26 protein-coding genes are annotated in these 20,582 nt (G+C 67.0%); 11 read left to right on the top strand and 15 right to left on the bottom strand.

Annotated elements, in window-relative coordinates; genetic code table 11:
- Nucleotides 1–85: 85 nt before the first annotated feature.
- A complete protein-coding gene (locus PTT45_RS06175; protein ID WP_273812128.1) occupies nucleotides 86–1,582 on the bottom strand; it encodes a YifB family Mg chelatase-like AAA ATPase in 1,497 nt (498 codons plus the stop codon).
- Between the two features lie 33 nt (nucleotides 1,583–1,615).
- Entirely contained in the window at nucleotides 1,616–1,876 is a 261-nt protein-coding gene (locus PTT45_RS06170) for an accessory factor UbiK family protein (protein ID WP_273812127.1), read from the bottom strand.
- Nucleotides 1,877–2,289: 413 nt separating this feature from the next.
- Here PTT45_RS06170 and glnK point away from each other — a divergent pair, with 413 nt between their 5' ends.
- The 5 genes from glnK (at nucleotide 2,290) to sutA (ending at nucleotide 6,291) form a co-directional block, all read left to right on the top strand.
- The gene (gene glnK, locus PTT45_RS06165; RefSeq protein ID WP_021700071.1) at nucleotides 2,290–2,628 is read left to right on the top strand and encodes a P-II family nitrogen regulator; all 339 of its coding nucleotides are present in this window, start codon (nucleotides 2,290–2,292) and stop codon (nucleotides 2,626–2,628) included.
- Nucleotides 2,629–2,663: 35 nt separating this feature from the next.
- Complete coding sequence (locus PTT45_RS06160) at nucleotides 2,664–3,980, top strand: ammonium transporter (RefSeq protein ID WP_273812122.1); 1,317 nt, start codon at nucleotides 2,664–2,666, stop codon at nucleotides 3,978–3,980.
- Between the two features lie 93 nt (nucleotides 3,981–4,073).
- Nucleotides 4,074–5,324, top strand: a complete 1,251-nt coding sequence (locus tag PTT45_RS06155) for an ammonium transporter (protein WP_273812121.1) — start codon at nucleotides 4,074–4,076, stop codon at nucleotides 5,322–5,324.
- A gap of 127 nt (nucleotides 5,325–5,451) precedes the next feature.
- Nucleotides 5,452–5,871, top strand: coding sequence for a secondary thiamine-phosphate synthase enzyme YjbQ (locus tag PTT45_RS06150; RefSeq protein ID WP_273812120.1), 420 nt, complete (start codon nucleotides 5,452–5,454; stop codon nucleotides 5,869–5,871).
- 93 nt (nucleotides 5,872–5,964) lie between these two features.
- Complete coding sequence (gene sutA, locus PTT45_RS06145; protein WP_273812119.1) at nucleotides 5,965–6,291, top strand: transcriptional regulator SutA; 327 nt, start codon at nucleotides 5,965–5,967, stop codon at nucleotides 6,289–6,291.
- Between the two features lie 72 nt (nucleotides 6,292–6,363).
- Here the strand turns inward: sutA and PTT45_RS06140 are convergent, their stop codons facing one another.
- From PTT45_RS06140 to lptM, 6 genes are read right to left on the bottom strand one after another with little or no spacing between them, the layout of a single operon-like run.
- Entirely contained in the window at nucleotides 6,364–7,059 is a 696-nt protein-coding gene (locus tag PTT45_RS06140) for an HAD family hydrolase (protein ID WP_273812118.1), read from the bottom strand.
- Complete coding sequence (gene xerC / locus PTT45_RS06135) at nucleotides 7,056–7,952, bottom strand: tyrosine recombinase XerC (protein ID WP_273812117.1); 897 nt, start codon at nucleotides 7,950–7,952, stop codon at nucleotides 7,056–7,058. The genes PTT45_RS06140 and xerC overlap by 4 nt, the downstream gene beginning before the upstream one ends.
- A gap of 44 nt (nucleotides 7,953–7,996) precedes the next feature.
- Nucleotides 7,997–8,692 (bottom strand): DUF484 family protein, encoded by a 696-nt coding sequence (locus PTT45_RS06130; protein ID WP_273812116.1) that lies wholly within the window; start codon nucleotides 8,690–8,692, stop codon nucleotides 7,997–7,999.
- A complete protein-coding gene (dapF, locus tag PTT45_RS06125; RefSeq protein WP_273812115.1) occupies nucleotides 8,689–9,519 on the bottom strand; it encodes a diaminopimelate epimerase in 831 nt (276 codons plus the stop codon). The genes PTT45_RS06130 and dapF overlap by 4 nt, the downstream gene beginning before the upstream one ends.
- A gap of 10 nt (nucleotides 9,520–9,529) precedes the next feature.
- Nucleotides 9,530–10,777, bottom strand: coding sequence for a diaminopimelate decarboxylase (gene lysA, locus PTT45_RS06120; RefSeq protein WP_273812114.1), 1,248 nt, complete (start codon nucleotides 10,775–10,777; stop codon nucleotides 9,530–9,532).
- A 9-nt stretch (nucleotides 10,778–10,786) separates the two neighbouring features.
- Complete coding sequence (gene lptM / locus PTT45_RS06115) at nucleotides 10,787–10,924, bottom strand: LPS translocon maturation chaperone LptM (protein WP_043307945.1); 138 nt, start codon at nucleotides 10,922–10,924, stop codon at nucleotides 10,787–10,789.
- A gap of 162 nt (nucleotides 10,925–11,086) precedes the next feature.
- Between lptM and PTT45_RS06110 the strand changes: the two genes are divergently transcribed.
- From PTT45_RS06110 to rnk, 4 genes are all read left to right on the top strand, one after another.
- Nucleotides 11,087–12,139 (top strand): AraC family transcriptional regulator, encoded by a 1,053-nt coding sequence (locus PTT45_RS06110; RefSeq protein ID WP_273812113.1) that lies wholly within the window; start codon nucleotides 11,087–11,089, stop codon nucleotides 12,137–12,139.
- A 10-nt stretch (nucleotides 12,140–12,149) separates the two neighbouring features.
- The gene (cyaY, locus tag PTT45_RS06105) at nucleotides 12,150–12,482 is read left to right on the top strand and encodes an iron donor protein CyaY (protein ID WP_273812112.1); all 333 of its coding nucleotides are present in this window, start codon (nucleotides 12,150–12,152) and stop codon (nucleotides 12,480–12,482) included.
- Nucleotides 12,454–12,657: a DUF1289 domain-containing protein gene (locus PTT45_RS06100; RefSeq protein ID WP_273812111.1), complete on the top strand. Its 204-nt coding sequence runs from the start codon at nucleotides 12,454–12,456 to the stop codon at nucleotides 12,655–12,657. Before cyaY ends, PTT45_RS06100 begins: the two co-directional genes overlap by 29 nt.
- Nucleotides 12,658–12,777: 120 nt before the next feature.
- Nucleotides 12,778–13,185 (top strand): nucleoside diphosphate kinase regulator, encoded by a 408-nt coding sequence (rnk, locus tag PTT45_RS06095; protein WP_273812110.1) that lies wholly within the window; start codon nucleotides 12,778–12,780, stop codon nucleotides 13,183–13,185.
- Here rnk and PTT45_RS06090 read toward each other — a convergent pair.
- Together PTT45_RS06090 and PTT45_RS06085 are read right to left on the bottom strand one after the other, a co-directional pair.
- On the bottom strand, nucleotides 13,182–13,412 hold the full coding sequence (locus PTT45_RS06090; protein WP_273812109.1) for a hypothetical protein: 231 nt from the start codon (nucleotides 13,410–13,412) through the stop codon (nucleotides 13,182–13,184). The genes rnk and PTT45_RS06090 overlap by 4 nt on opposite strands.
- Nucleotides 13,413–13,414: 2 nt before the next feature.
- A complete protein-coding gene (locus PTT45_RS06085; protein ID WP_273812108.1) occupies nucleotides 13,415–13,603 on the bottom strand; it encodes a hypothetical protein in 189 nt (62 codons plus the stop codon).
- Between the two features lie 185 nt (nucleotides 13,604–13,788).
- Between PTT45_RS06085 and PTT45_RS06080 the strand changes: the two genes are divergently transcribed.
- Complete coding sequence (locus PTT45_RS06080; RefSeq protein ID WP_273812107.1) at nucleotides 13,789–14,592, top strand: lipase family protein; 804 nt, start codon at nucleotides 13,789–13,791, stop codon at nucleotides 14,590–14,592.
- Between the two features lie 22 nt (nucleotides 14,593–14,614).
- Here PTT45_RS06080 and PTT45_RS06075 read toward each other — a convergent pair whose 3' ends face one another.
- From PTT45_RS06075 to PTT45_RS06060, 4 genes are all read right to left on the bottom strand, one after another.
- On the bottom strand, nucleotides 14,615–17,479 hold the full coding sequence (locus PTT45_RS06075; protein WP_273812106.1) for a class I adenylate cyclase: 2,865 nt from the start codon (nucleotides 17,477–17,479) through the stop codon (nucleotides 14,615–14,617).
- 137 nt (nucleotides 17,480–17,616) lie between these two features.
- Nucleotides 17,617–17,859 (bottom strand): TIGR02647 family protein, encoded by a 243-nt coding sequence (locus PTT45_RS06070; protein ID WP_273812105.1) that lies wholly within the window; start codon nucleotides 17,857–17,859, stop codon nucleotides 17,617–17,619.
- Between the two features lie 26 nt (nucleotides 17,860–17,885).
- Nucleotides 17,886–18,644 (bottom strand): substrate-binding periplasmic protein, encoded by a 759-nt coding sequence (locus tag PTT45_RS06065; protein ID WP_273812103.1) that lies wholly within the window; start codon nucleotides 18,642–18,644, stop codon nucleotides 17,886–17,888.
- An 83-nt stretch (nucleotides 18,645–18,727) separates the two neighbouring features.
- Entirely contained in the window at nucleotides 18,728–19,000 is a 273-nt protein-coding gene (locus PTT45_RS06060) for a hypothetical protein (protein ID WP_273812101.1), read from the bottom strand.
- A gap of 117 nt (nucleotides 19,001–19,117) precedes the next feature.
- Here PTT45_RS06060 and PTT45_RS06055 point away from each other — a divergent pair, with 117 nt between their 5' ends.
- The gene (locus tag PTT45_RS06055; RefSeq protein WP_273812100.1) at nucleotides 19,118–19,777 is read left to right on the top strand and encodes a glutathione S-transferase family protein; all 660 of its coding nucleotides are present in this window, start codon (nucleotides 19,118–19,120) and stop codon (nucleotides 19,775–19,777) included.
- A gap of 3 nt (nucleotides 19,778–19,780) precedes the next feature.
- Here PTT45_RS06055 and PTT45_RS06050 read toward each other — a convergent pair whose 3' ends face one another.
- Nucleotides 19,781–20,533 (bottom strand): endo alpha-1,4 polygalactosaminidase, encoded by a 753-nt coding sequence (locus tag PTT45_RS06050; protein ID WP_273812099.1) that lies wholly within the window; start codon nucleotides 20,531–20,533, stop codon nucleotides 19,781–19,783.
- Between the last annotated feature and the right edge of the window lie 49 nt (nucleotides 20,534–20,582).

Below are 20,582 nucleotides of genomic sequence, written 5' to 3'. Positions count from 1 at the left end.
GCCGCCAAGGGCGGGAGGCGGCGCATTCTAGCACAAGTTGATAGCTGAAATCTCTGGATGCATTTGTGTTGATAGATTTATGCGCTTATACGGTGGCGCTGGGGCGGTACTGCAGGGCCTCGGCCAGGTGCTGGCGTTGGATGTTGGCGAGCCCCTCCAGGTCCGCCAAGGTGCGGGCCACCTTGAGCAGGCGGTGGGTAGCGCGCAGCGACAGGCGCAGGCGCTCGGCGGCCTGCTCCAGCCAGCGCTGGTCGTCGGCCTGCAGGGCGCAATGTTCGCGCAGCTGGTCGAGCCCCAGGGCGGCATTGGCGCAGCCCTGGCGTTGCCGTTGGCGCTCACGAGCTGCGGCCACGCGAGCAGCGACCCGGGCGCTGCTGTTGTCGGCATCCGGCGCGGCGCCCAGGCTGGTGCTCTCGCGGGCGACGGTCAGGTGCAGGTCGATGCGGTCGAGCAGCGGGCCGGACAGCTTGTTGCGATAGCGCTGCACCTGCTCCGAGCTGCAGCGGCACTGGCCGCTGGGGTCGCCCAGATAGCCGCAGGGGCAGGGGTTCATCGCCGCCACCAACTGGAAGCGCGCAGGAAAACGCACCTTGTCGCGGGCCCGGGCGATGACGATCTGCCCGCTTTCCAGCGGCTCGCGCAGCACCTCCAGGACCTTGCGGTCGAACTCGGGCAGCTCGTCGAGGAACAGCACGCCCATGTGCGCGAGGCTGATTTCTCCGGGTTGTGGACGGCTGCCACCACCGACCAGTGCCGGCCCGGACGCGGAGTGGTGTGGCTGGCGGAAGGGGCGCTGCGGCCAGCTGTCGAGCGGCGTGTGGCTGGCGATCGAGTGGATCGCCGCCACTTGCAGCGCCTCCTCTTCGTTCAGCGGTGGCAGCAGGCCGGGCAGGCGGCTTGCCAGCAGGGTCTTGCCGGTGCCTGGCGGCCCACTCAGCAGCAGGTTGTGATTGCCGCTGGCGGCGATCAGCAGGGCGCGCTTGGCGGCCAGCTGGCCCTGCACCTCGGCCAGGTCGGGATAGGCCGAGGCATGCTGGGCCAGGCCATTGGCCCGGTAGGGTTCGAGCAGGGTTTGGCCATTAAGGTGGGTGGTGATCTGCAGCAGGTGGTCGGCGGCCAGTACGGTCAGCCCCGATGCCAGGCAGGCTTCTTCGGCATTGGCGCTCGGCACCAGCAGGGTGCGTCCGGCGGCGCGGGCGGCGAGGGCCGCGGGCAACACACCCTGCACTGCACGCAACTCTCCAGACAATGCCAGCTCGCCCAGGCATTCCAGTCCGGCCAGGGCGGTGCTCGGCACCTGGCCATTGGCGGCGAGGATGCCCAGGGCGATGGCCAGGTCGAAGCGCCCACCGTCCTTAGGCAGGTCGGCCGGGGCCAGGTTGAGGGTGATGCGGCGGGCGGGGAAATCGAACCCGGAGTTCTGGATCGCGCTGCGCACGCGGTCCTTGCTTTCCTTCACCGCGGTTTCCGGCAGGCCGACCAGGGCCATGCCGGGCAGGCCGTTGGCGAGGTGCGCCTCGACGGTGACGCTGGGTGCCTCGACGCCCACCTGGGCGCGGCTATGCACTATGGCCAGGGACATGGATCACTCCTTGATCGCATGCCCGCCGAAGGCTTACTCGGCGGGTGGTTTCTGTTGCGCTTCCAGTTCCGCCAGCTTGGCTTCCAGGGCTTCGAGGCGGGTGCGGGTGCGGGCCAGTACGGCCATCTGGCTATCGAACTCCTCGCGGCTGACCAGGTCCAGCTTGCTGAAGGCACTCTGTAGCAGGGCCTTGAACTGGGTCTCGAATTCGCTGCGCGGCAAGGGGCTGTCGCCGCTGAACAGGCGCGAGGCGTGGCTGGCGAGGGTGTCGAGAATGGCTTTGGGCGGCAGCATGGCGGGCATTTCCGATGGCAAACGGCGGCCAGTGTAGCACGCGACCCCTTGCGCCCAGGCGGGGCCCGCAGGTGCACGATTTTTGATCATGCCGGGCAGTGGCGGTGCACTAATGTTGTGCAATGACCTGCCAGTCGATTTTTCGTGGGAACGTCATTACTCGGCTAAATGCATGAAAAAGTGGCCTTTTGGCATAGCTGGCAAGCTTTCTGCTTAACACCTCATGACGCGTGCACCGATGCAGTACCGGTGCACACGATGAGGCGGGGGAGTGCCTCAACGGATGCGGTTGGTTGGCATCGAATCGTTCGGTACCAGGGCGGGCGATGCGTTTCAAAAGCCAGACACTGCGCTTAGACTTGAGCCGGGTTCGTTTTTCCTGGGGCGAGTCCATCCATACGGGAGAGAGTTTCATGAAGCTAGTCACTGCCATCATCAAGCCGTTCAAGCTGGACGACGTGCGCGAGTCGCTGTCGGAGATCGGCGTGCAGGGCATCACCGTGACCGAAGTCAAAGGCTTCGGTCGGCAGAAGGGCCACACCGAGCTGTATCGCGGCGCGGAATACGTGGTCGATTTCCTGCCCAAGGTGAAGATCGACGTGGCCATCGCCGACGACCAGCTGGATCGGGTCATCGAGGCGATCACCAAGGCGGCCAACACCGGCAAGATCGGTGACGGCAAGATCTTCGTCGTCAACCTGGAACAGGCCATCCGCATCCGTACCGGCGAAACCGGCACCGACGCAGTTTAAGCCTCAGAACCCAACACGCCCCAGGAGAAAAACACATGACTCTGCGTAAGATCGCAGGGCTAGGAGCCCTTTTGTCCCTCGTAACCCCTGGCCTGGCCATGGCTGACGAGGTCGTCCTCAACTCCGGCGACACCGCCTGGATGCTGACCGCCACCGCTCTGGTGCTGTTCATGACCATCCCTGGCCTGGCGCTGTTCTACAGCGGCATGGTTCGCTCCAAGAACGTTCTGTCGGTGATGATGCAGTGCTTCGCCATCACCGGCCTGATCAGCATCCTCTGGGTGGTCTACGGCTACAGCCTGGCCTTCGACACCACCGGCATGGAGAAGGGTGTTACCAACCTGAACTCCTTCGTCGGCGGCCTGAACAAGGCGTTCCTCAGTGGCCTGACCACTGACAGCCTGATCGCTGCCTTCCCGGAGAGCGTGTTCATCGTCTTCCAGATGACCTTCGCCATCATCACCCCGGCCCTGATCGTCGGTGCCTTCGCCGAGCGCATGAAGTTCTCCGCGATGCTGATCTTCATGGCCGTATGGTTCACCGTCGTCTACGCCCCGATGTGCCACATGGTCTGGTCCGGTGACGGTGCCTTCCTGTGGGACGAAGGCGTACTCGACTTCGCTGGCGGCACCGTGGTGCACATCAACGCCGGTATCGCTGGCCTGGTGGCCTGCCTGGTGCTGGGCAAGCGCAAGGGCTACCCGACCACCCCGATGGCTCCGCACAACCTGGGCTACACCCTGATTGGTGCTGCCATGCTGTGGATCGGCTGGTTCGGCTTCAACGCCGGCTCCGCAGTAGCCGCCAACGGCACCGCCGGCATGGCCATGCTGGTCACCCAGATCGCCACCGCCGCCGCCGCCCTGGGCTGGATGTTCGCCGAGTGGATCACCCACGGTAAGCCGAGCGCCCTGGGCATCGCCTCCGGTGTGGTCGCCGGTCTGGTCGCCATCACCCCGGCTGCTGGTACCGCCGGCCCGATGGGCGCCCTGGTAATCGGTCTGGCTTCCGGCGTGATCTGCTTCTTCTGCGCCACCAGCCTGAAGCGCAAGCTGGGCTACGACGACTCCCTGGACGCCTTCGGCGTGCACGGCATCGGCGGTATCGTCGGCGCCATCCTGACCGGCGTGTTCGCCGCTCCGGCCCTGGGTGGCTTCGGCACCGTGGAAGACATCGGTGGTCAGGTCTGGATCCAGATCGTCGGCGTACTGGTCACCGTGGTCTACACCGGTATCGTCACCTTCGTGATCCTCAAGGTGCTGGACCTGGTGATGGGCCTGCGCGTCAGCGAGGAGTCCGAGACCGTCGGTCTCGACCTCTCCGAGCACAACGAGCGCGGCTACAACCTGTAAGCCCTGCAGCAACACCAAACGCCCGGTTCGCCGGGCGTTTTTCTTTCCGCGCCAACGGCGGCGCACTGTGCAACCGGTACAACGGAGTACTAGATGGAAAGCACGGCCCTGATTCCCCTGCAGTACGCGCTGGATACCTTCTATCTTCTGATCTGCGGTGCCATGGTGATGTGGATGGCGGCTGGTTTCGCCATGCTCGAGTCCGGCCTGGTCCGGGCCAAGAACACCGCCGAGATCCTCACCAAGAACATCGTCCTCTACGCCCTGGCCGGGGTGATGTACCTGCTCGTTGGCTACTACCTGATGTACGGCGGCGCCCACGGTGGCGTGCTGCCCAACTTCGGCTTCCTGATCGGCAGCGAGCATGCGGTCGATGTGGTGGCCGCCGGTGGCGAGGAGGCGCCGGGCTACTCCAAGCGCGCCGACTTCTTCTTCCAAGTGGTGTTCACCGCTACCTGCATGTCGATCGTCTCCGGCGCAGTGGCCGAGCGCATGAAGCTGTGGGCGTTCCTCGCCTTCGCGGTGGTCATGTGCGGCCTGATCTACCCGATCGAGGGCTACTGGACCTGGGGCGGCGGCTTCCTCAAGCAGCTCGGCTTCAAGGACTTCGCCGGCTCCGGCATCGTCCACCTGGCGGGCGCCTCGGCGGCCCTGGCTGGCGTCATCCTGCTCGGCGCGCGCAAGGGCAAGTACGGTAGCCAGGGGCAGATCAACGCCATCCCCGGTGCCAACCTGCCGCTGGCGACGTTGGGCACGCTGATCCTCTGGTTCGGCTGGTTCGGCTTCAATGGCGGCTCGCAGCTCAGCGTCAGCAGCATCGAGGACGCCAATACGGTGGCCACGGTGTTCGTCAACACCAACCTGGCCGCCTCCGGCGGTCTGTTGGCGGCGCTGGTGGTGGCCCGCGTGCTGTTCGGCAAGGCCGACCTGACCATGGTCCTCAATGGCGCCCTGGCCGGCCTGGTGTCGATCACCGCCGAGCCGGCCACGCCGAGCGCCGCCCAGGCGGTGCTGATCGGCGCGGTCGGAGGCGTGCTGGTGGTGTTCAGCATCCTGATGCTGGAGCGCCTGCGCATCGACGATCCGGTGGGTGCTATCTCGGTGCATGGCACCAGCGGCATCTGGGGCCTGCTGGCCGTGCCGCTGACCAACAGCAGCGCCAGCCTCAGCGTGCAGATGCTCGGCGCCGCCTGCATCTTCGCCTGGGTGTTCGTCGCCAGCCTGGTGATCTGGGGCGTGATCCAGCTGGTCATGGGTCTGCGCGTCAGCGAGGAGGATGAGTACGAGGGGGTCGATATAGTCGAGTGCGGCATGGAGGCCTATCCCGAGTTCACTCGCAAGTAGACCAAAGGGCGCCTCGGGCGCCCTTTTTCATCCTGCACAAAACGCGGAAAATTCCCGCTCCGGCCAGGTGAAATGGCCGGCGACAGGCTCTAAAATGCGCCGCCATCGGATGCTGCAGGGGCCTGGTATGTGGCAACAACGGCTGATCAGCCTGCGCGCACGTGCGCGCGGTTTTCATCTGGTGACCGACGAGATAGTCGCGGCGCTGCCCGAACTGGCCGAGTGCCGGATCGGCCTGCTGCACCTGTGGCTGCAGCACACGTCGGCCTCGTTGACCATCAACGAGAATGCCGATGCTGCGGTGCGGCGTGACTTCGAGCGCTTCTTCAACCGTCTCGTGCCTCAGGGCGAGAGCGGCTACGAGCACGACTACGAAGGCCCGGACGATCTGCCAGCGCATTTCAAGGCGAGCCTGCTCGGTTGCCAGCTGACTCTGCCGGTCACTGCAGGCCGGTTGAACCTTGGCACCTGGCAAGGCATCTATCTCGGCGAGCACCGCGACCAAGGCGGTTCGCGCCGGGTGTTGGCGACCCTGCAGGGCGAGTAGTCCCGAGGGTAAAGAATTTTTTCCAGCGGCATTTTTGCAATGCGTGCCGCTGGGCTATAAGTAACCTGCTTTGCGCAAGTCATGAGGTAGAACATGAGCGACGAAGAACTGGAACAAGACGAACTCGAAGCTGGCGACGAGGACGAAGGCGAGGAGCTGGCGGCGGCCGATGACGGCGATGCCGAAGAGGACGATGGCGAGTCCGCGGCCCCTTCCGGCAAGTCCGGCAAGAAGGCCAAGGCCGCTGACGATGTCGATGAACTGCCGAGCGTTGAAGCCAAGCAGAAGGAGCGCGACGCCCTGGCCAAGGCCATGGAAGAGTTCCTTTCGCGCGGTGGCGCCGTGCAGGAGATCGAGCCCAACGTGGTCGCCGATCCGCCCAAGAAGCCAGACAGCAAGTACGGCAGCCGCCCCATCTGAGGACGGTCGCCGCCATGAAAAAGCCCGCCAATCGGCGGGCTTTTTCATTTCTCCGGCAGCGCTACGCTGGGTTCAGTCCCAGCGCTCCAGTACGGCCGGCAGCTCGGCCAGGCTGCGGATCTGGGCGTCCGGCGCAGTCTCGCCGCTCCAGTCCTTGCCCAGCGGGTTGAACCAGATGGCGCGCAGGCCGGCGGACTTGGCCCCGGCGATGTCGTCGCTCGGATGGTCGCCGATATGCACCGCCTGCGCCGCCTGCATGCCGGCGCGCTGCAGGGCGGTGTTGAAGGGATGCGGATCGGGCTTGCCGATGCCCAGCTCCTCGGCGCACAGGGCGAAGCGGAAGTAGTCGGCCAGGCCCAGGCGGCGCACGTCGGCATTGCCGTTGGTGATCACCCCGAGGGTGTAGCGCAGCGCCAGGCGTTCCAGGGTCGGGTGCACTTCGGGAAACAGCTGTACCTGGTGGCGTGCGGCGAGGAACACCTGGAAGCCCTGCTCGGCCAGTTCGTCCGCCTCGCCGTGGGCGTATCCGGCGTCTTCCAGGGCGTGGAACAGGATGCGTCGGCGCAGCTCGCTGAGACGGTGCCTGAGGCCTGGGTCGGCGTCCAGCAGGCGCGCGCGGATCGCCCACAGGTGCTCGATCGGCACCGGTCCCAGGCGCGGCGCCTCGACGGCCAGCCAGTCGCGCAGGGCGGCTTCGGCGCCGTGCATCACCGGCGCCACGTCCCACAGGGTGTCGTCGAGGTCGAAGGTGATCAGGCGGATGCTCATGGGGTCTCGCTCTTGCGCTTGGCGCGCGGGTGGGCGCCGTCGTACACCTTGGCCAGGTGCTGGAAGTCCAGGTGGGTGTAGATCTGTGTGGTGGCGATATCGGCGTGGCCGAGCAGCTCCTGCACGGCGCGCAGGTCCTGCGACGACTCCAGCATGTGGCTGGCGAAGGAGTGCCTGAGCATGTGCGGGTGCAGGTGCTGGCCCAGCTCGCGTACGCCGGCCTCGCGCACCCGCAGCTGGATGGCCCGCGGACTCAGGCGCTTGCCCTGGCGACTGACGAATACCGCGCCGTCCACCGGGTTGGCCAGGGCACGCAGTGGCAGCCAGGCCTCCATGGCCTCGCGGGCCTTGCGCCCGACCGGCAGCTCGCGCGCCTTGTTGCCCTTGCCGCGCACGCGCACCAGGCCGGCGGGCAGGTCGAGGCCGGCGAGGTCGAGCCCGACCAGCTCGGACAGGCGCAGGCCGGAGGAATAGAAGAGCTCGAGCATGGCCTGGTCGCGACGGGCGATGAAGTCATCCTCCACGCCGCCGTCGAGCAGCTGCGCCGTACGGTCGGCATCCAGCGCGCGCGGCAGGCGGCGTTCGCCCTTGGGGGCGGACAGACCGTTGGCCGGGTCATGCCGGCACAGGCCTTCGCGGTTCAGGTACTGGTAGAAACCGCGCACCGCCGAGAGCAGGCGCGCCAGCGAGCGGCTGGACTGCCCCAGGCCATGCAGGCGCGCAACCATGCTGCGCAGGCTGCGGGTATCCAGGGCGTCCCAGCTGGCTATGCCGTGCTTCTCGCACAGGGCGAGCACCTTGAGCAGATCGCGGCGGTAGCCGTCGAGGGTGTGCACGGAGACCTGGCGCTCGCGGCGCAGGTGATCGAGGAAGGCGTCGAGGCTGCTCTGCATGGCGACTCCGGCAGACGACGGGGTGGGCCGCGAACGGCCCGGGATCAGCGTACCGAGCGCAGTGGCGCGGCGAAGCGCGGCAGTACGCGGGCCAGTACTTCGGCAACGTAGCCGAGGAACAGGGTGCCGAGGCTGCTCTTGTAGTGCTGCGGGTCCGGGCTGCCGATGGCGAGCACGCCGTGCAGGCCCTGATGGCTGAGGCTGACCACCGCGGCCGAGCCGACCTGGGCGAACTCGTCAGCACCGAAGAGGAACTCCAGCTCGTTGGGGCGCAGTACGCCACAGGTGGTCTTGCCACCGCCGAGCAGGCCGCCGATGGCCTGGTGGGCCTCGGCCGAGCTGACCGAGCGGCCCACGCCCAGCGGCGTCTCGCTGAACAGGATCAGGCTGACGAAGGGCACCTGGAACTCGTGGCGCAGGCTGTCTTCCACCGCGCCAATGACCTCTTCCAGGCTGGTGGCGTCGAGCAGGTCGAGCACCAGGCGGCGGGTCTTGTCGAACAGGCGGTCGTTGTCGCGGGCCACATCCATCAGCTGCGACAGGCGATGGCGCATCTCGATGTTGCGCTCGCGCAGCAGTTTGACCTGGCGCTCCACCAGCGACACGGCTTCACCGGGCTGGTGCGGGATGCGCAACTCTGGGATCAGTTCGTCATGATCGACGAAGAATTCCGGGTGCTGCCGCAGGTAGGCGGCGACGCTCTCGGAGTCGAGTTGCACGAGCTGATCCTGATCACTCATAGACGAACCTGTCCTTCGTACACGCGAACGGCGGGTCCGGTCATCATAACCGGCTGGCCGGGCCCTGCCCACTCGATGGACAACTTGCCGCCCGGCAGTTCCAGCTGCACCGGCGAATCCATCCAGCCCTGGCGAATCGCGGCTACGGCGGCGGCGCAGGCGCCGGTGCCGCAGGCCTGGGTCTCGCCGGCACCACGTTCCCACACGCGCAGGCGCGCCTGCTGGCGGTCGATGACCTGCAGGAAGCCGACGTTGACCCGCTGCGGGAAGCGCGGATGGTGTTCCAGCTTGGGCCCGAGGCTGTGCACCAGCGCGCTGTCGACGTTATCGACGCGCAACACGGCGTGTGGGTTGCCCATGGATACGGCGGCCAGCTCATGGCTCTGTCCGTCCACCTCGACCGCATAGCTCAGCGCCTCGGTTTCGGCCTGGAACGGAATCTGCGCCGGGTTCAGGCGCGGCGCACCCATGTCGACCACCACCTGGCCGTCCGGGCGCAGGTTGAGCTCGATGATGCCGCCCTTGGTCTCGACGCGGATCTGCTTCTTCACAGTCAGGCGTTTGTCCACCACGAAGCGGGCGAAGCAGCGTGCGCCGTTGCCGCACTGCTCCACTTCCGAACCATCGGAGTTGAAGATGCGGTAGCGGAAGTCCACGTCCGGGCTGGTCGGCGCTTCCACCAGCAACAGCTGGTCGAAGCCGACGCCGGTGTGGCGATCGCCCCACGCCTTGGCGTGCTTGGGCTGGATGTGCGCGTGCTGGCTGATCAGGTCGAGGACCATGAAGTCGTTGCCGAGGCCGTGCATCTTGGTGAAGCGCAATAGCATGATCGCGCCCTCACTGCGGCAGCAGGCTTTCGCCGGCGTAGAGTTCCTCGATGGTCTCGCGGCGGCGCACCTCGAAGGTCTGCTCGCCATCCACCAGCACCTCGGCGGCGCGGCCGCGGGTGTTGTAGTTGGAACTCATGACGAAGCCGTAGGCACCGGCCGAACGCACGGCCAGCAGGTCGCCTTCGGCCAGGACCAGCTCGCGGTTCTTGGCCAGGAAGTCGCCGGTCTCGCAGATCGGCCCGACCAGGTCATAGTTGCGTGCCTCGCCCTGGCGCGGCTGCACCGGGGTGACGTCCATCCAGGCCTGGTACAGCGCCGGGCGGATCAGGTCGTTCATGGCCGCATCGATGATGGCGAAGTCCTTGTGCGCGGTGTGCTTGAGGTATTCCACGCGGGTCAGCAGTACGCCGGCGTTGGCGACGATGGAGCGGCCCGGTTCGAACACCAGGGCCAGCTCGCGGCCCTTGAGGCGCTCGCGCACGGCGGCGATGTAGTCGCCGGCCAGCGGCGGCTGCTCGTCACGGTACTGCACGCCGAGGCCGCCACCGAGGTCCAGATGCTTGATCTGGATGCCTTGCGCGGCCAACTGGTCGACCAGCAGCAGCAGGCGCTCGAGGGCGTCGAGGAACGGCGGCAGGCTGGTCAGCTGGGAGCCGATGTGGCAGTCCACGCCGACGATCTTCAGGTTCGGCAGCTGGGCGGCGCGGGCATACACCGCGGGCGCCTGCTCGATGTCGATGCCGAACTTGTTTTCCTTCAGGCCGGTGGAGATGTACGGGTGGGTGCCGGCGTCCACGTCCGGGTTGACCCGCAGCGAGATGCTGGCGGTCTTGCCGACTTCCGCGGCGACGATCTGTAGGCGCTCCAGCTCGTCCACCGACTCGACGTTGAAGCAGTGCACGCCCACTTCGAGGGCGCGGCGCATGTCGTCGCGGGTCTTGCCGACGCCGGAGAAGACGATCTTGGCGGCGTCGCCACCGGCGGCCAGCACGCGCTCCAGTTCACCGCGCGAGACGATGTCGAAGCCGGCGCCGAGGCGGGCCAGGACGTTCAGCACGCCGAGGTTGGAGTTGGCCTTGACCGCGAAGCAGACCAGATGCGGCATGCCGGCCAAAGCATCGGCATAGGCGCGGAACTGCGCCTCGATGTGGGCGCGCGAGTAGACGTAGGTGGGCGTGCCGAAGCGTTCGGCGATGGCGGACAGGGCCACGCCTTCCGCGAACAGTTGCCCGTCGCGGCTGGTAAAGGCTTGCATGGAACCCCCTTAGAGGAAGACGTCTTTGTCGCGTTTTTCCGAGGTCTTCTGGTCGTCCGGGTGATACAGCGGACCTTTCTGACCGCAGCCGGTGAGGGCGGCAGTGAGCACGGCGAGCGCGATGAAGGGCAGCAGCAGGCGCTTCATGGTGGAATCCTTTGCGAAAACGAGAATGGGTCGGAGTATACCGACCCCCTGTCGCCTTGCCTATGTACGCCCGGCGGGCCCGCCGGGACCGTCCGGCTGGCGTCTCGGGCTTGCCCGCAGCGGGGCGTTTGCGGCTAGCATGGCGAAAAAAACGGAGCCCCGATGGACGCCCCCGCCACACTCGCCAGCTCGGTCTCGGTCGCCTACCTGCAGGGCCTGCTGGACTATCTCGCCCGCCAGGGTTTCGCCAGCGAAACGCTGCTGGCCAAGGTCCAGCTGAGCCCGAGCATCCTGGCCCAGCGTGACCAGCGCATCGCCGTCAGCACCTATCTCGAGTTGCTGGGCGAGGGCGTGCGCCTGACCGGCGACAGCCACCTCGGCCTGCACCTGGGCGAGGCCATGCGCCCCGGCTACTACGGCGTGCTCGGCTACCTGATCATGAGTTGCGCGACCCTGGCCGACGCCCTGCATCGCCAGGCCCGTTATGCTGCGCTGGTGGGCAACCTGGGGCGCGTCGACCTGGACGAGGAGCCACCGCGTGACGGCCTGGAGCCGCAGGTGGCGCACAGCTGGGAGCCGCTGGTGCTCGAGCAGCAGCGCCAGCACAGCGAGGAGACCCTGGCCGGCTGGCTGACCTTCGGCCGCTGGATCACCGGCCTGCAGATTCCGCCCACCGAGGTGCGCTTCCAGCATGCGGCGCCGGCCGATATCTCGGAGCACGAGCGCATCTTCGGCTGCCCGGTGCTGTTCGGCCAGGCCGACAATGCCCTGGTGTTCCCCAAGCGCCTGCTGGCCACGCCGCTGGGCCAGGCCGACGCACAACTGCGCCAGCTGCTCGATGCGCACGCCGACCGTCTGCTCGGCCAGCTCAACCAGGGCCACAGCGTGCTCGACCGCGCGCGCCGCGAACTGGCGCGCCAGCTTCCGGAGCAGGGCGCTGACCTGGAGCGCTTGGCGCAGACCCTCGACCTCAGCGCGCGCACCCTGCAACGGCGCCTGCGCGAGGGCGGTCTATCGTTCAGCGAGCTACTCGACGAGACCCGCCAGCAGCTGGTGCTGCACTACCTGCGCGACCCGGCGCTGGAACTGGCGGAGATCGCCTTCCTGGTCGGCTTCAGCGAGGCCGGCTCGCTGGCTCGCGCCTTCCGCCGCTGGACGGGGCAGAGTCCCGGCGCCTACCGGCAAAGTCTGTTAGATTCCGCCCCCCATTCCTGAGGATGCTGTTATGAGTTTGAGCGAAGCCCGTTTCCACGATCTGGTCGATGCCGCCCAGCAGGCCGTGGAAGACATTTTCGACGACAGCGATCTGGACCTCGATCTGGAGAACTCCGCCGGCGTGCTCACCGTGCGCTTCGAGAACGGCACCCAGGTGATCCTCAGCCGCCAGGAAGCGCTGCGCCAGCTGTGGGTCGCGGCCCGCTCCGGTGGCTTCCACTTCGACTACGACGAAGCCCAGGCACTGTGGATCTGCGACACCAGCGAGGAGCCGCTGGGCGAGCTGCTGAACCGGGTGACCCGTGAGCAGGCCGGTGAAGACCTCGAGTTCGACGAGCTCTGAGGCCGTCGAGTCGCCCTGCCGCCGGCAGTGCTGCCTGAACGATCAGGACATCTGCCTGGGCTGCGGCCGCTCGCTGGCCGAGATCCTCGAATGGGGCAAGGCGGACAACGGCCGGCGCCGGCAGATCTGCCAGGCCGCGCAAGGGCGCCAGCAGGCGTCGCCGGGCCGTGCTTGACCGGGCGGTCTTGCTTATTGATGGGCTTGTGGTAGGGTCGGCTGAAGCTGACCAACCGATCAAAACCCTGCCTCCGGGCGGGGTTTTGCTTTATCTGGCCCAAGGAGGAATATCCACGCCATGAGCAGCACCCCCGCGATCACCATCACCCGTCTCGACCTGCAGCGCCTGGAGCGCTTGCTCGACAGCCTGGAGGACTTCGGCCCGACCGCCGAGGCACTGGAAAGGGAGCTGGCGCGCGCCCAGGTGGTGGGCCATGACGAGGTTCCCTCGGGGGTGGTGACGATGAACTCGCGGGTCCATTGCCGCGAGGAAGGCAGCGGCAAGGACTGGCACCTGACCCTGGTGTTCCCCGAGGACGCTGGTGGCGAAGGCCGCGTTTCGATCCTCGCGCCAGTGGGCTGCGCGCTGCTCGGCCTGTCCGTCGGCCAGCACATCGACTGGCCGGGCCCGGCCGGCAAGCCGCTGAAGCTGACGCTGCTGGCGGTCGAGTACCAGCCCGAGGCGGCTGGCGCCTACCAGCGCTAGGCCAGGAAGAAGCGCCGCGGCAACGTCTGCGGCTCGCGGCAGGGCGGTGTGTCGCTGCCGCGCCGGAGCTGGTCGTCCAGTTCCAGAGAGCGCGCGATGTTCTGATTGCATTCGATGGTGCGTGCCACGCCGCCGCCGGAGATCTGGCCCTTGCCGGCCAGCGCCGGACCGTTGATCAGCGCCAGTAACAACGAGAGGAACAACGCCCTGGGTGTGGAGAGCTGCATGGCTAGCCCCTCACCCGGATGACCGAGAGCAGGTTCTGCAGCGTCTGCGCCAGGTTCGGCGTGCCGTGCTGCTGCAGCGGCAGATCGATGCTGCTCAGACCCAGCGCGAGCACGACACTGGCTGCGATGGCGAACAGGCCGAGGCCGGCGAGGGCGCCGCTGTCTGCGTGTCTGCGAATGAGTCTGGCCATGTCGCTCTGCCTGGGAGATTGCTGGAGTAGCGCCAGCTTCACTCAGGCTGAGTCGATTGAATAATGGTCGTTCTTCGTATCAAGTATCAGTGAAATTGATTGTTTGTAGGCTGCGGTGAACTCCGCCGGCGTCATTCAGTCACTGGACTAGAGTGTCTTAACCACCGCCGGCAAGGAGGCCGAACATGTCCAGCCTGCCCCTCTATTTCCCCGAAAACTTCTCTCTGGACCGCGCGCTGCTCTGTGCGCAGCTGGTCGACCAGGCCTACGCGCAATATCGCCAGTGGCAGACCCAGGATCGCCCGCGGCGGCCCCAGGACTTCGTCTGGACCCCGCCGAGCCTGCCGGGCTGGCGTTTCTCCCAGCCGATCTGGAGCATCCTCAGCGACCTGCACTTCATCAACGAGTCGGAGCCCTTCGGCTTCGCCGCGGCCAATGACCAGGGCGAGACCTACCTGGTGCTGCGCGGCACCGAGTCGGCCCAGGACTGGCTCGATGATCTCGATGCGGAGCAGGCACCCTGGCCTTGGGCGGACGATGCCCAGGGCCAGGTGCACGCCGGCTTTCTCAAGCTCTACACCTCGCTGCGCGACCTGGCTTTGGCGGCGCTGGACAGCCTGCAGCCCACTGGCCCGCTGTGGGTCTGCGGGCACAGCCTGGGTTGCGCGCTGTCCAGCATGGCGGTGCTCGACCTGCACGAGCGCTGGCCGGATCAGGTGCTGCAGCACTACAACTTCGCCAGCCCGCGGCTGGCCTCCCCGGATTTCGCCGCCGCGTACAACGCGCTCGGCGTCACTACCTTCCGCGTGGCCAACGACAGCGATCTGGTGACCGAGGTGCCGGCGGCGGCGGTCGATGGCCTGCTCTACCAGCACCTGGGGCTGCCGGTGAGCTTCACTGCCAGCTATGCCGGGGTGGAGGCCAATCACAGTCTCGAAGGCAGCTACCTGTACGCCCTGGAGCATCCACAGGCACCGATGAACGGCTGAGCGTGAGCGGCGGCGGGTTGCCTCAGGCGTTCTGCAGCGCGCTGTTCAGCGCACCTTCCAGCTCGGCCTTGTAGCGCAGGTAGTGGATGGTCTGCGCCTGGCCATCGCCGAGGATGCGCGACAGGTCCAGGTCGGTGATGTAGCAGGGGTAGCGCTCGGCACCGCGGCGCTGGGCGAGGATGTGCCGGGCCACCGCACCGAACAGCTCGGCGCCGTACTCCAGCTCGGAAAACTCGCGGTGGTTGCAGTACAGGGTGACATGCACCCGCTCTCCTTCGGCCGGCTCGACGATGGCTTGCACGTCATAGAAGGAATGGGCCACCGGTGCCTGCGGCGGTGCGCGGCGCTCCAGCTGCTTGGCGCGCTGCGGCGGCGGGGGCAGTACCTCGTAGTACAGCACGTCGAGCGCCGCCGGCGGCTGCGGGCTGTCCAGCGGCAGCAGGGCGTTGCGCCGGTACAGCAGCGACTGCAGGAAGCGCTGCAGGGGTGTCAGTAGGCTCTGCTCGTCGCGGAACGGCAGGCGCTGGCGCCACAGCGCGTTGTACTCGTCGAGCACCGTCAGCTCGGCCAGGGCGCCGTCGATGCGATAGAACACCTGGATGCACTGTGGCCGGCCCTGCGGCAGGATCAGCGCCAGGTCCTCGCCCTCCAGGGCGAAGCGGTCCAGGTGCAGCGGGCTATAGGACGGCTGTTCCTCGCCCAGGTGCTCGACCAGACTCGGCAGGTCGAGCAGGGTGGCGTGGCTGACCTGGCCTGGCTGCAGCTCCAGTACGTGATAGTGCTGCTGCACCTGCAGCAGGTAGCGGCTGTTGTGTCCGCCGGCGAGGCTCTTCAGCGCTTCCTGGAACAGTTCCTCGACGCGCTGGGCGATGGCCTGGGCGCGGTTGCGGCAGAAGCAGCGCACCCGCAGGTTGGGCAGGCGGCCGCTGCCGGGCAGGGCGTTGAGGTAGTCGCGCAGGCAGTCGAGCAGGGCATTGGGACCGTCGTAGCGGCTGACCATCAGCTCGTTCCAGCTGTTCAGGCTGATCTGGTCGAGGGTCAGCACCAGGTTTTCGCGCACGCCGGAGTAGCCCAGCGAGTCGGTGCGCCCGGTGGTCAGGTGCACGTTGAGCTGGCTGTGGGCCTTGAGCGGGTCGATGCCGACATTGACCACCAGCAGCACCTCCGCCGGCTCGGCAGCGTGCAGCAGGGCGTCTTCGGAGACCGGCGGCAATGGCAGCGGTACCGTCTGCTGCAGGCTGCTGAGCAGGCTGGATAGCTCGAATTCAGTGAGGTCGCTGCTGCCCGGGTGCAGCGACAGGCGCGTGCTGGGGTCGATCACGCCGTTGCGGTGGCACCAGGCGAGCAGCTCGATCAGCTGGCGCGCGCGCTTGAGCGGCGCGAAGTCCGGCCACTCGCGGCCGTTCAGGCTGCCCTGGTAGAGCGCCCACTGGGTCTCGCCCTCGGCCTCCTGGCTGGCACTCTGCACCAGGGTCAGGGTGTCTTCGGCCAGGTCCGGGGCGATGCCCGGGTTGATGAACTCGATCTTGCCGGCCTTGCGCTCGAAGGCGGCGTACAGGCGCCGGCCGAGCACGCCGAGGTCACGGCTGTTGAGCGGGATGGCGGTCTGCTCGTTGCGGGCGAACTGCGACAGGAAGCGGTAGCTGTAGGTCAGCTCGTTGACCAGCGCGCGGCGCTCGGCGCCGACCTGGCGCACCTTCCACTGGCTGCGGCTGTCGAGCATGGCCAGCTCGCGCGGGCTCCATTTCCATTCGCCGGTCAGGCGCTCGAACAGCAGGCGCTGCCAGCTCTTGGCGCGCTGGCGCGGCGGCACGCTGAGCTTCTTGCCGACCTTGAGGTACAGGCAGCGACGGATCAGCTCCAGGCGCTCCAGCTCGCCGCGCTCGGTGAGGTACTCCTCCAGGCGGCGGTACACCACGATGTAGGGGTCCAGCTCGTCCAGGTCCAGACGGCCCTCGTACATCGCCTGCTTGAAGCGCAGGCTCAGGCATTCCACCCGCGGGTGCTCGCTGGCGTAGACCTCGGTGAGCAGCAGCTTGAGCACCGACTTGTAGGGCGAGTCGATACCCTTGAACAGCTGCCACATGCCGGCGCCGATGAATTCGCTCGGCGGGATGCGGGCCAGGTGGCCGAGGTCGAGCACCTCCTCCTCGCGGACGAAGCGCTTGCTCAGCAACGCATGGGTATAGGCGCGGTAGCCGGTTTCTTCGTATACCGGCACCAGCCACCACAGCGGCGTGCGGCCGCCGAGCCAGATGGCGGTGCGGTAGAACTCGTCGAGCAGCAGGTAGTGCTGGGTGGTGCCGCAGTCGTCCGAGGTCAGCTGCGCCTCGCGGTCGCCCAGGGTGTAGCGCGCCGGATCGATCAGGAAGCAGTGCGCCTCGGCGCCTTGCGTCGCTGCCCAGGCCTCGAGCAGGTCGCATTTCTTGCGCAGCTCGGCCAGCGCGCGGGCGTCCAGGTGCGGGTCGTGGCACACCCACAGGTCCATGTCGCTCTGCTCGGCCTGCGCCACGGTGCCCAGGCTGCCCATCAGGAACAGGCCGTGGATCGGCGTCGGCGGCTTGCTGCCCAGGCCTGTGCCACGGCGTGCCTTGTAGGCGAAGGAGCGGGTCAGGCGCTGGGCCTCGGCCAGGGTGTCGTCGTCCGGCTCATAGCCGGACAGCCCGGCCGGCGTGCCTGCCGAAACGTAGCCCGGCAGCAGCGGGTGGTTCACATGGAACAGCAGCGGCAGCAGCTTGAGGACCAGTTGCTGGCGCGTCGACAGCCCCTGCATGGCCCGCCCCAGGCGCCCGCTATTGACCTTGAGGAAGCGCGCGCGCAGTTGCGCCAGGACCTTGCGGTCGATGCCGTCATTGATGTCCGGGCGAATTTCCTGGAGGCGCGTCATGTACTGCTCTGGGCGATGGTGGCAGCAAGACTACCAGCGCCGAGGGGCGCCTGGCAGCCATCTCTGCCCAGTGTATCGGCGGCGCGCACCGTTGCTGCAGGAGAAGGGCGGCGGCTGCCGCCCCTGGCTTCGGCGGCTCAGGCCTTCTGCCCGGCGAGGATGGTCAGCAGCGCCTGGGCGTGTTCTGCGGCATCCAGCCCCAGGCTAGTCAGGTAGCCGCCGTCCGCCTGGGTCACCAGGCCCTTCTGGTGCAGGCGGGTGATGGCGTACTGGGCGCGGCTGGAGGCGTTGTTGTGCACCTTCAGGCCTTCCTGGTGGTTGTCCAGGTTGTACAGGGCGAGGATTTCCAGTTCGGCGATCATTTCGGGGGTGTAGGCCATGGTGGTTTCCTTGTTGTTGTCGACTGTCAGTGTAGGAGGCCATTCCAGCGCTGGATGATCTGCTCGTAACGGCCGTCGCGACGCAGGCTGCGCATGCCGCTGTCGTAGCGCTGCAGCAGCTGCAAGGCCTGCGGGTGATAGCGCGAGAAACTGATGAACAGCTGCGGCCGGTGCAGCGTGGCGACCGGCGTGAAGGCGCCCGCCAGCTCGGGATGCTCGACGAACAGCGCACTGGCGATGCCACGGTAGGCGGCGGTGTACTCCACGCGGCCGTGGGCCAGCATGCGGAAGCCATTGAGGTCGCGGCGCACCGGCACGCGGGCGATGTCCGCCAGGTTGTCGAAGGTCGTGCCGTACTCATAGCCGATGGTCACCGCCACCCTGCGCCCGGCCAGCTCGCTCAGGTTCGCAAGCGGGCGGGCATTGTCGTTGCGGGCCCAGAGCAGGATGTCGTCGCTGAACAGCGGTTCCTTGGGCAGGCGGAATTCGGCGGCGATGCTGGCGTCCGGCGAGGTGTTGAAACAGGCCGCGAGCTGGCCGGTGCGGGTCAGCTCCATGCAGCGTGAGTAGGGGTAGGGCACCAGCTCGATGCGCGTGTCGCTGGCGGCGAAGGCCGCGCGCACCAGGTCGGCGGACATGCCGCGCACCTCACCGTCACGCAGGGCGGTGAAGGGATACCAGTCGTCTTCGGCGCCGATGCGAAATACCTCGTCCGTCCGCGCCGCGGGGACGATGAATAGGGCAAGCAGAGTGATGAGGCAGCGCCGCAACACGCGCGAGGTCATGCGGGTGACCCTTTCGCAACTAGGCTGGCGCCACCATAGCAACAGCCGGTGGGGGCAGAAAATAGACCTTGGTCAAGGTCGGCTCATTCTTCCCCGGGCAGTTGCGGCAGGGCGCGCAGGGCCTGCTCGTACCAGATGCCGTCGAACGGCCGGTCGTCACGCAGCATGGCGTCGATCTCATAGGCCAGGACCAGGGCCATCAGCTCGAGGATTTCCTCGCGCTCGTAACCCACCAGGGTCAGCTTGTTGTAGACCGCCTTGGCCGCCGGCGGGTTGTCCGCCTCCAGCTGGTTCTCGATCGCCTGGATCAGGGTTTCCTCGGCGAAGGCTTCGTCGTTGTCGTCGTGCTCGCTCATACGGGCTCCTCGGTAACAGGTCGGCAGTGTGCCACAGGCATCATTCAGCTGCCCGATGGAGCTTCCCATGACCGCCCGAGCGGCTATAACTGGCTTTTCCCTGTCCGGTACCCAGCCATGCTCAGACTTCACGGATTCGCCGTCAGCAACTACTACAACATGGTTCACCTGGCCCTGCTGGAGAAGGGGCTGGCGTTCGAGACCGTCACCGTCTACGGCTGCCAGGATGAGGACTTCCTCGCCATCAGCCCGCGCGGCAAGGTGCCGGTGCTGCAGACCGAGCACGGCTACATCAGCGAGACCAGCGCGATCCTCGACTACCTGGAAGATCTCGGCGAGGGCCGCCCGCTGCTGCCGGCCGAACCATTCGCCCGGGCCCAGGTGCGCTCGCTGGTGAAGGAGATCGAGCTGTATATCGAACTACCGGCGCGCAGTTGCTATCCGCAGGCGTTTTTCCGCAATCCGGTGGATCAGGCGATCAGGGACAAGGCGCGTGCCGAGCTGCAGGCCGGTATCGCCACCCTCAAGCGCCACGGGAGTTTTGCCCCGTATGTGGCGGGCGAGCAGTTCAGCATCGCCGACCTGTATTTCCTCTACAGCATCGACCTGGCCGCGGCGGTGGCGCAGCAGGTGTTCGACTTCGACCTGCTGCAGGACTTCCCCGCCGCCCGCGAGTTGCTGCAGCGCCTGCAGCAGAACCCGCACGTGAAGATGATCGCGGCGCAGAAGGAGGCCGGCATGGCTGGCTTCATGGCCTTCCTCAAGAGCAAGGCCTGAGGCTCAGGGGCAGGGCTTGCCGGTACCCTTGAGGTCCAGGTTGAAGAACTGCAGGCGGAAGCCCGAGGCCTTGGCGCTAGTGCACAGCTTGGCGTTGTAGGCCCGGTACTCGGCGATGAAGATCGGCTTGCCCTGCCGGCGCATGGCCGCGTAACCAGCGCACTCCTTGTACTGGTAGCAGCTCTCGTTGACGGCGAAGTCGAAGTGCTCGGCCAGTTGCGGCAGCAGGTCGACGGCGTTCTTCAGGCCGACGCTGAGGTTGCGCTTGTGTGCCTCGGCGGCCAGCCAGCGGTTGAAGCTGATCTGCTGGGCCTTGGTCAGCTTCAGGCCATTGTCGTTGGCGTAGCCGTCCACGTTATCCGGGTCGACGCCGTTGCAGCCCTTGCTGCGGGCCAGGTCCAGACGCTTGGCCAGCAAGGCGCGCACGTCGCTGCGGCGGTAGTCCAGCCAGCGTTCGCCCGGCCACTCCGGCAGGGGCTTGCCGATGGCGGCCTTGGAGTAGCTCTTGGCGTCGCTGCGCCAGTCTTCCCAGGTGCCAGCGCTGAAGTAGCAGATGACGATGCGGCCCTGAGCCTTGAGATTGGTGATTGTCTGCTTCGGCGTGTCGTACAGGTCGATGTCGTAGACCTGGCGATTGGGCTTCTGCAGCGTGCCGTTGAGTTGCAGGTGCCAGCTGGCGTTGGCGGGAATGGCCAGCGGGGTGGCCGAGGCGAAGAGGGGGCAGAGCAGGGCGAGGAGAACGAACAGCGAGCGCATGGTGGCGACCTGACTACGGCATGGAGGCGCCGCCAACATACGCGAGCCC

It is taken from the genome of Pseudomonas sp. Gutcm_11s (genome assembly GCF_028649395.1).
Classification (GTDB): domain Bacteria; phylum Pseudomonadota; class Gammaproteobacteria; order Pseudomonadales; family Pseudomonadaceae; genus Aquipseudomonas.
This window is presented reverse-complemented; position numbering and strand designations above follow the sequence as displayed.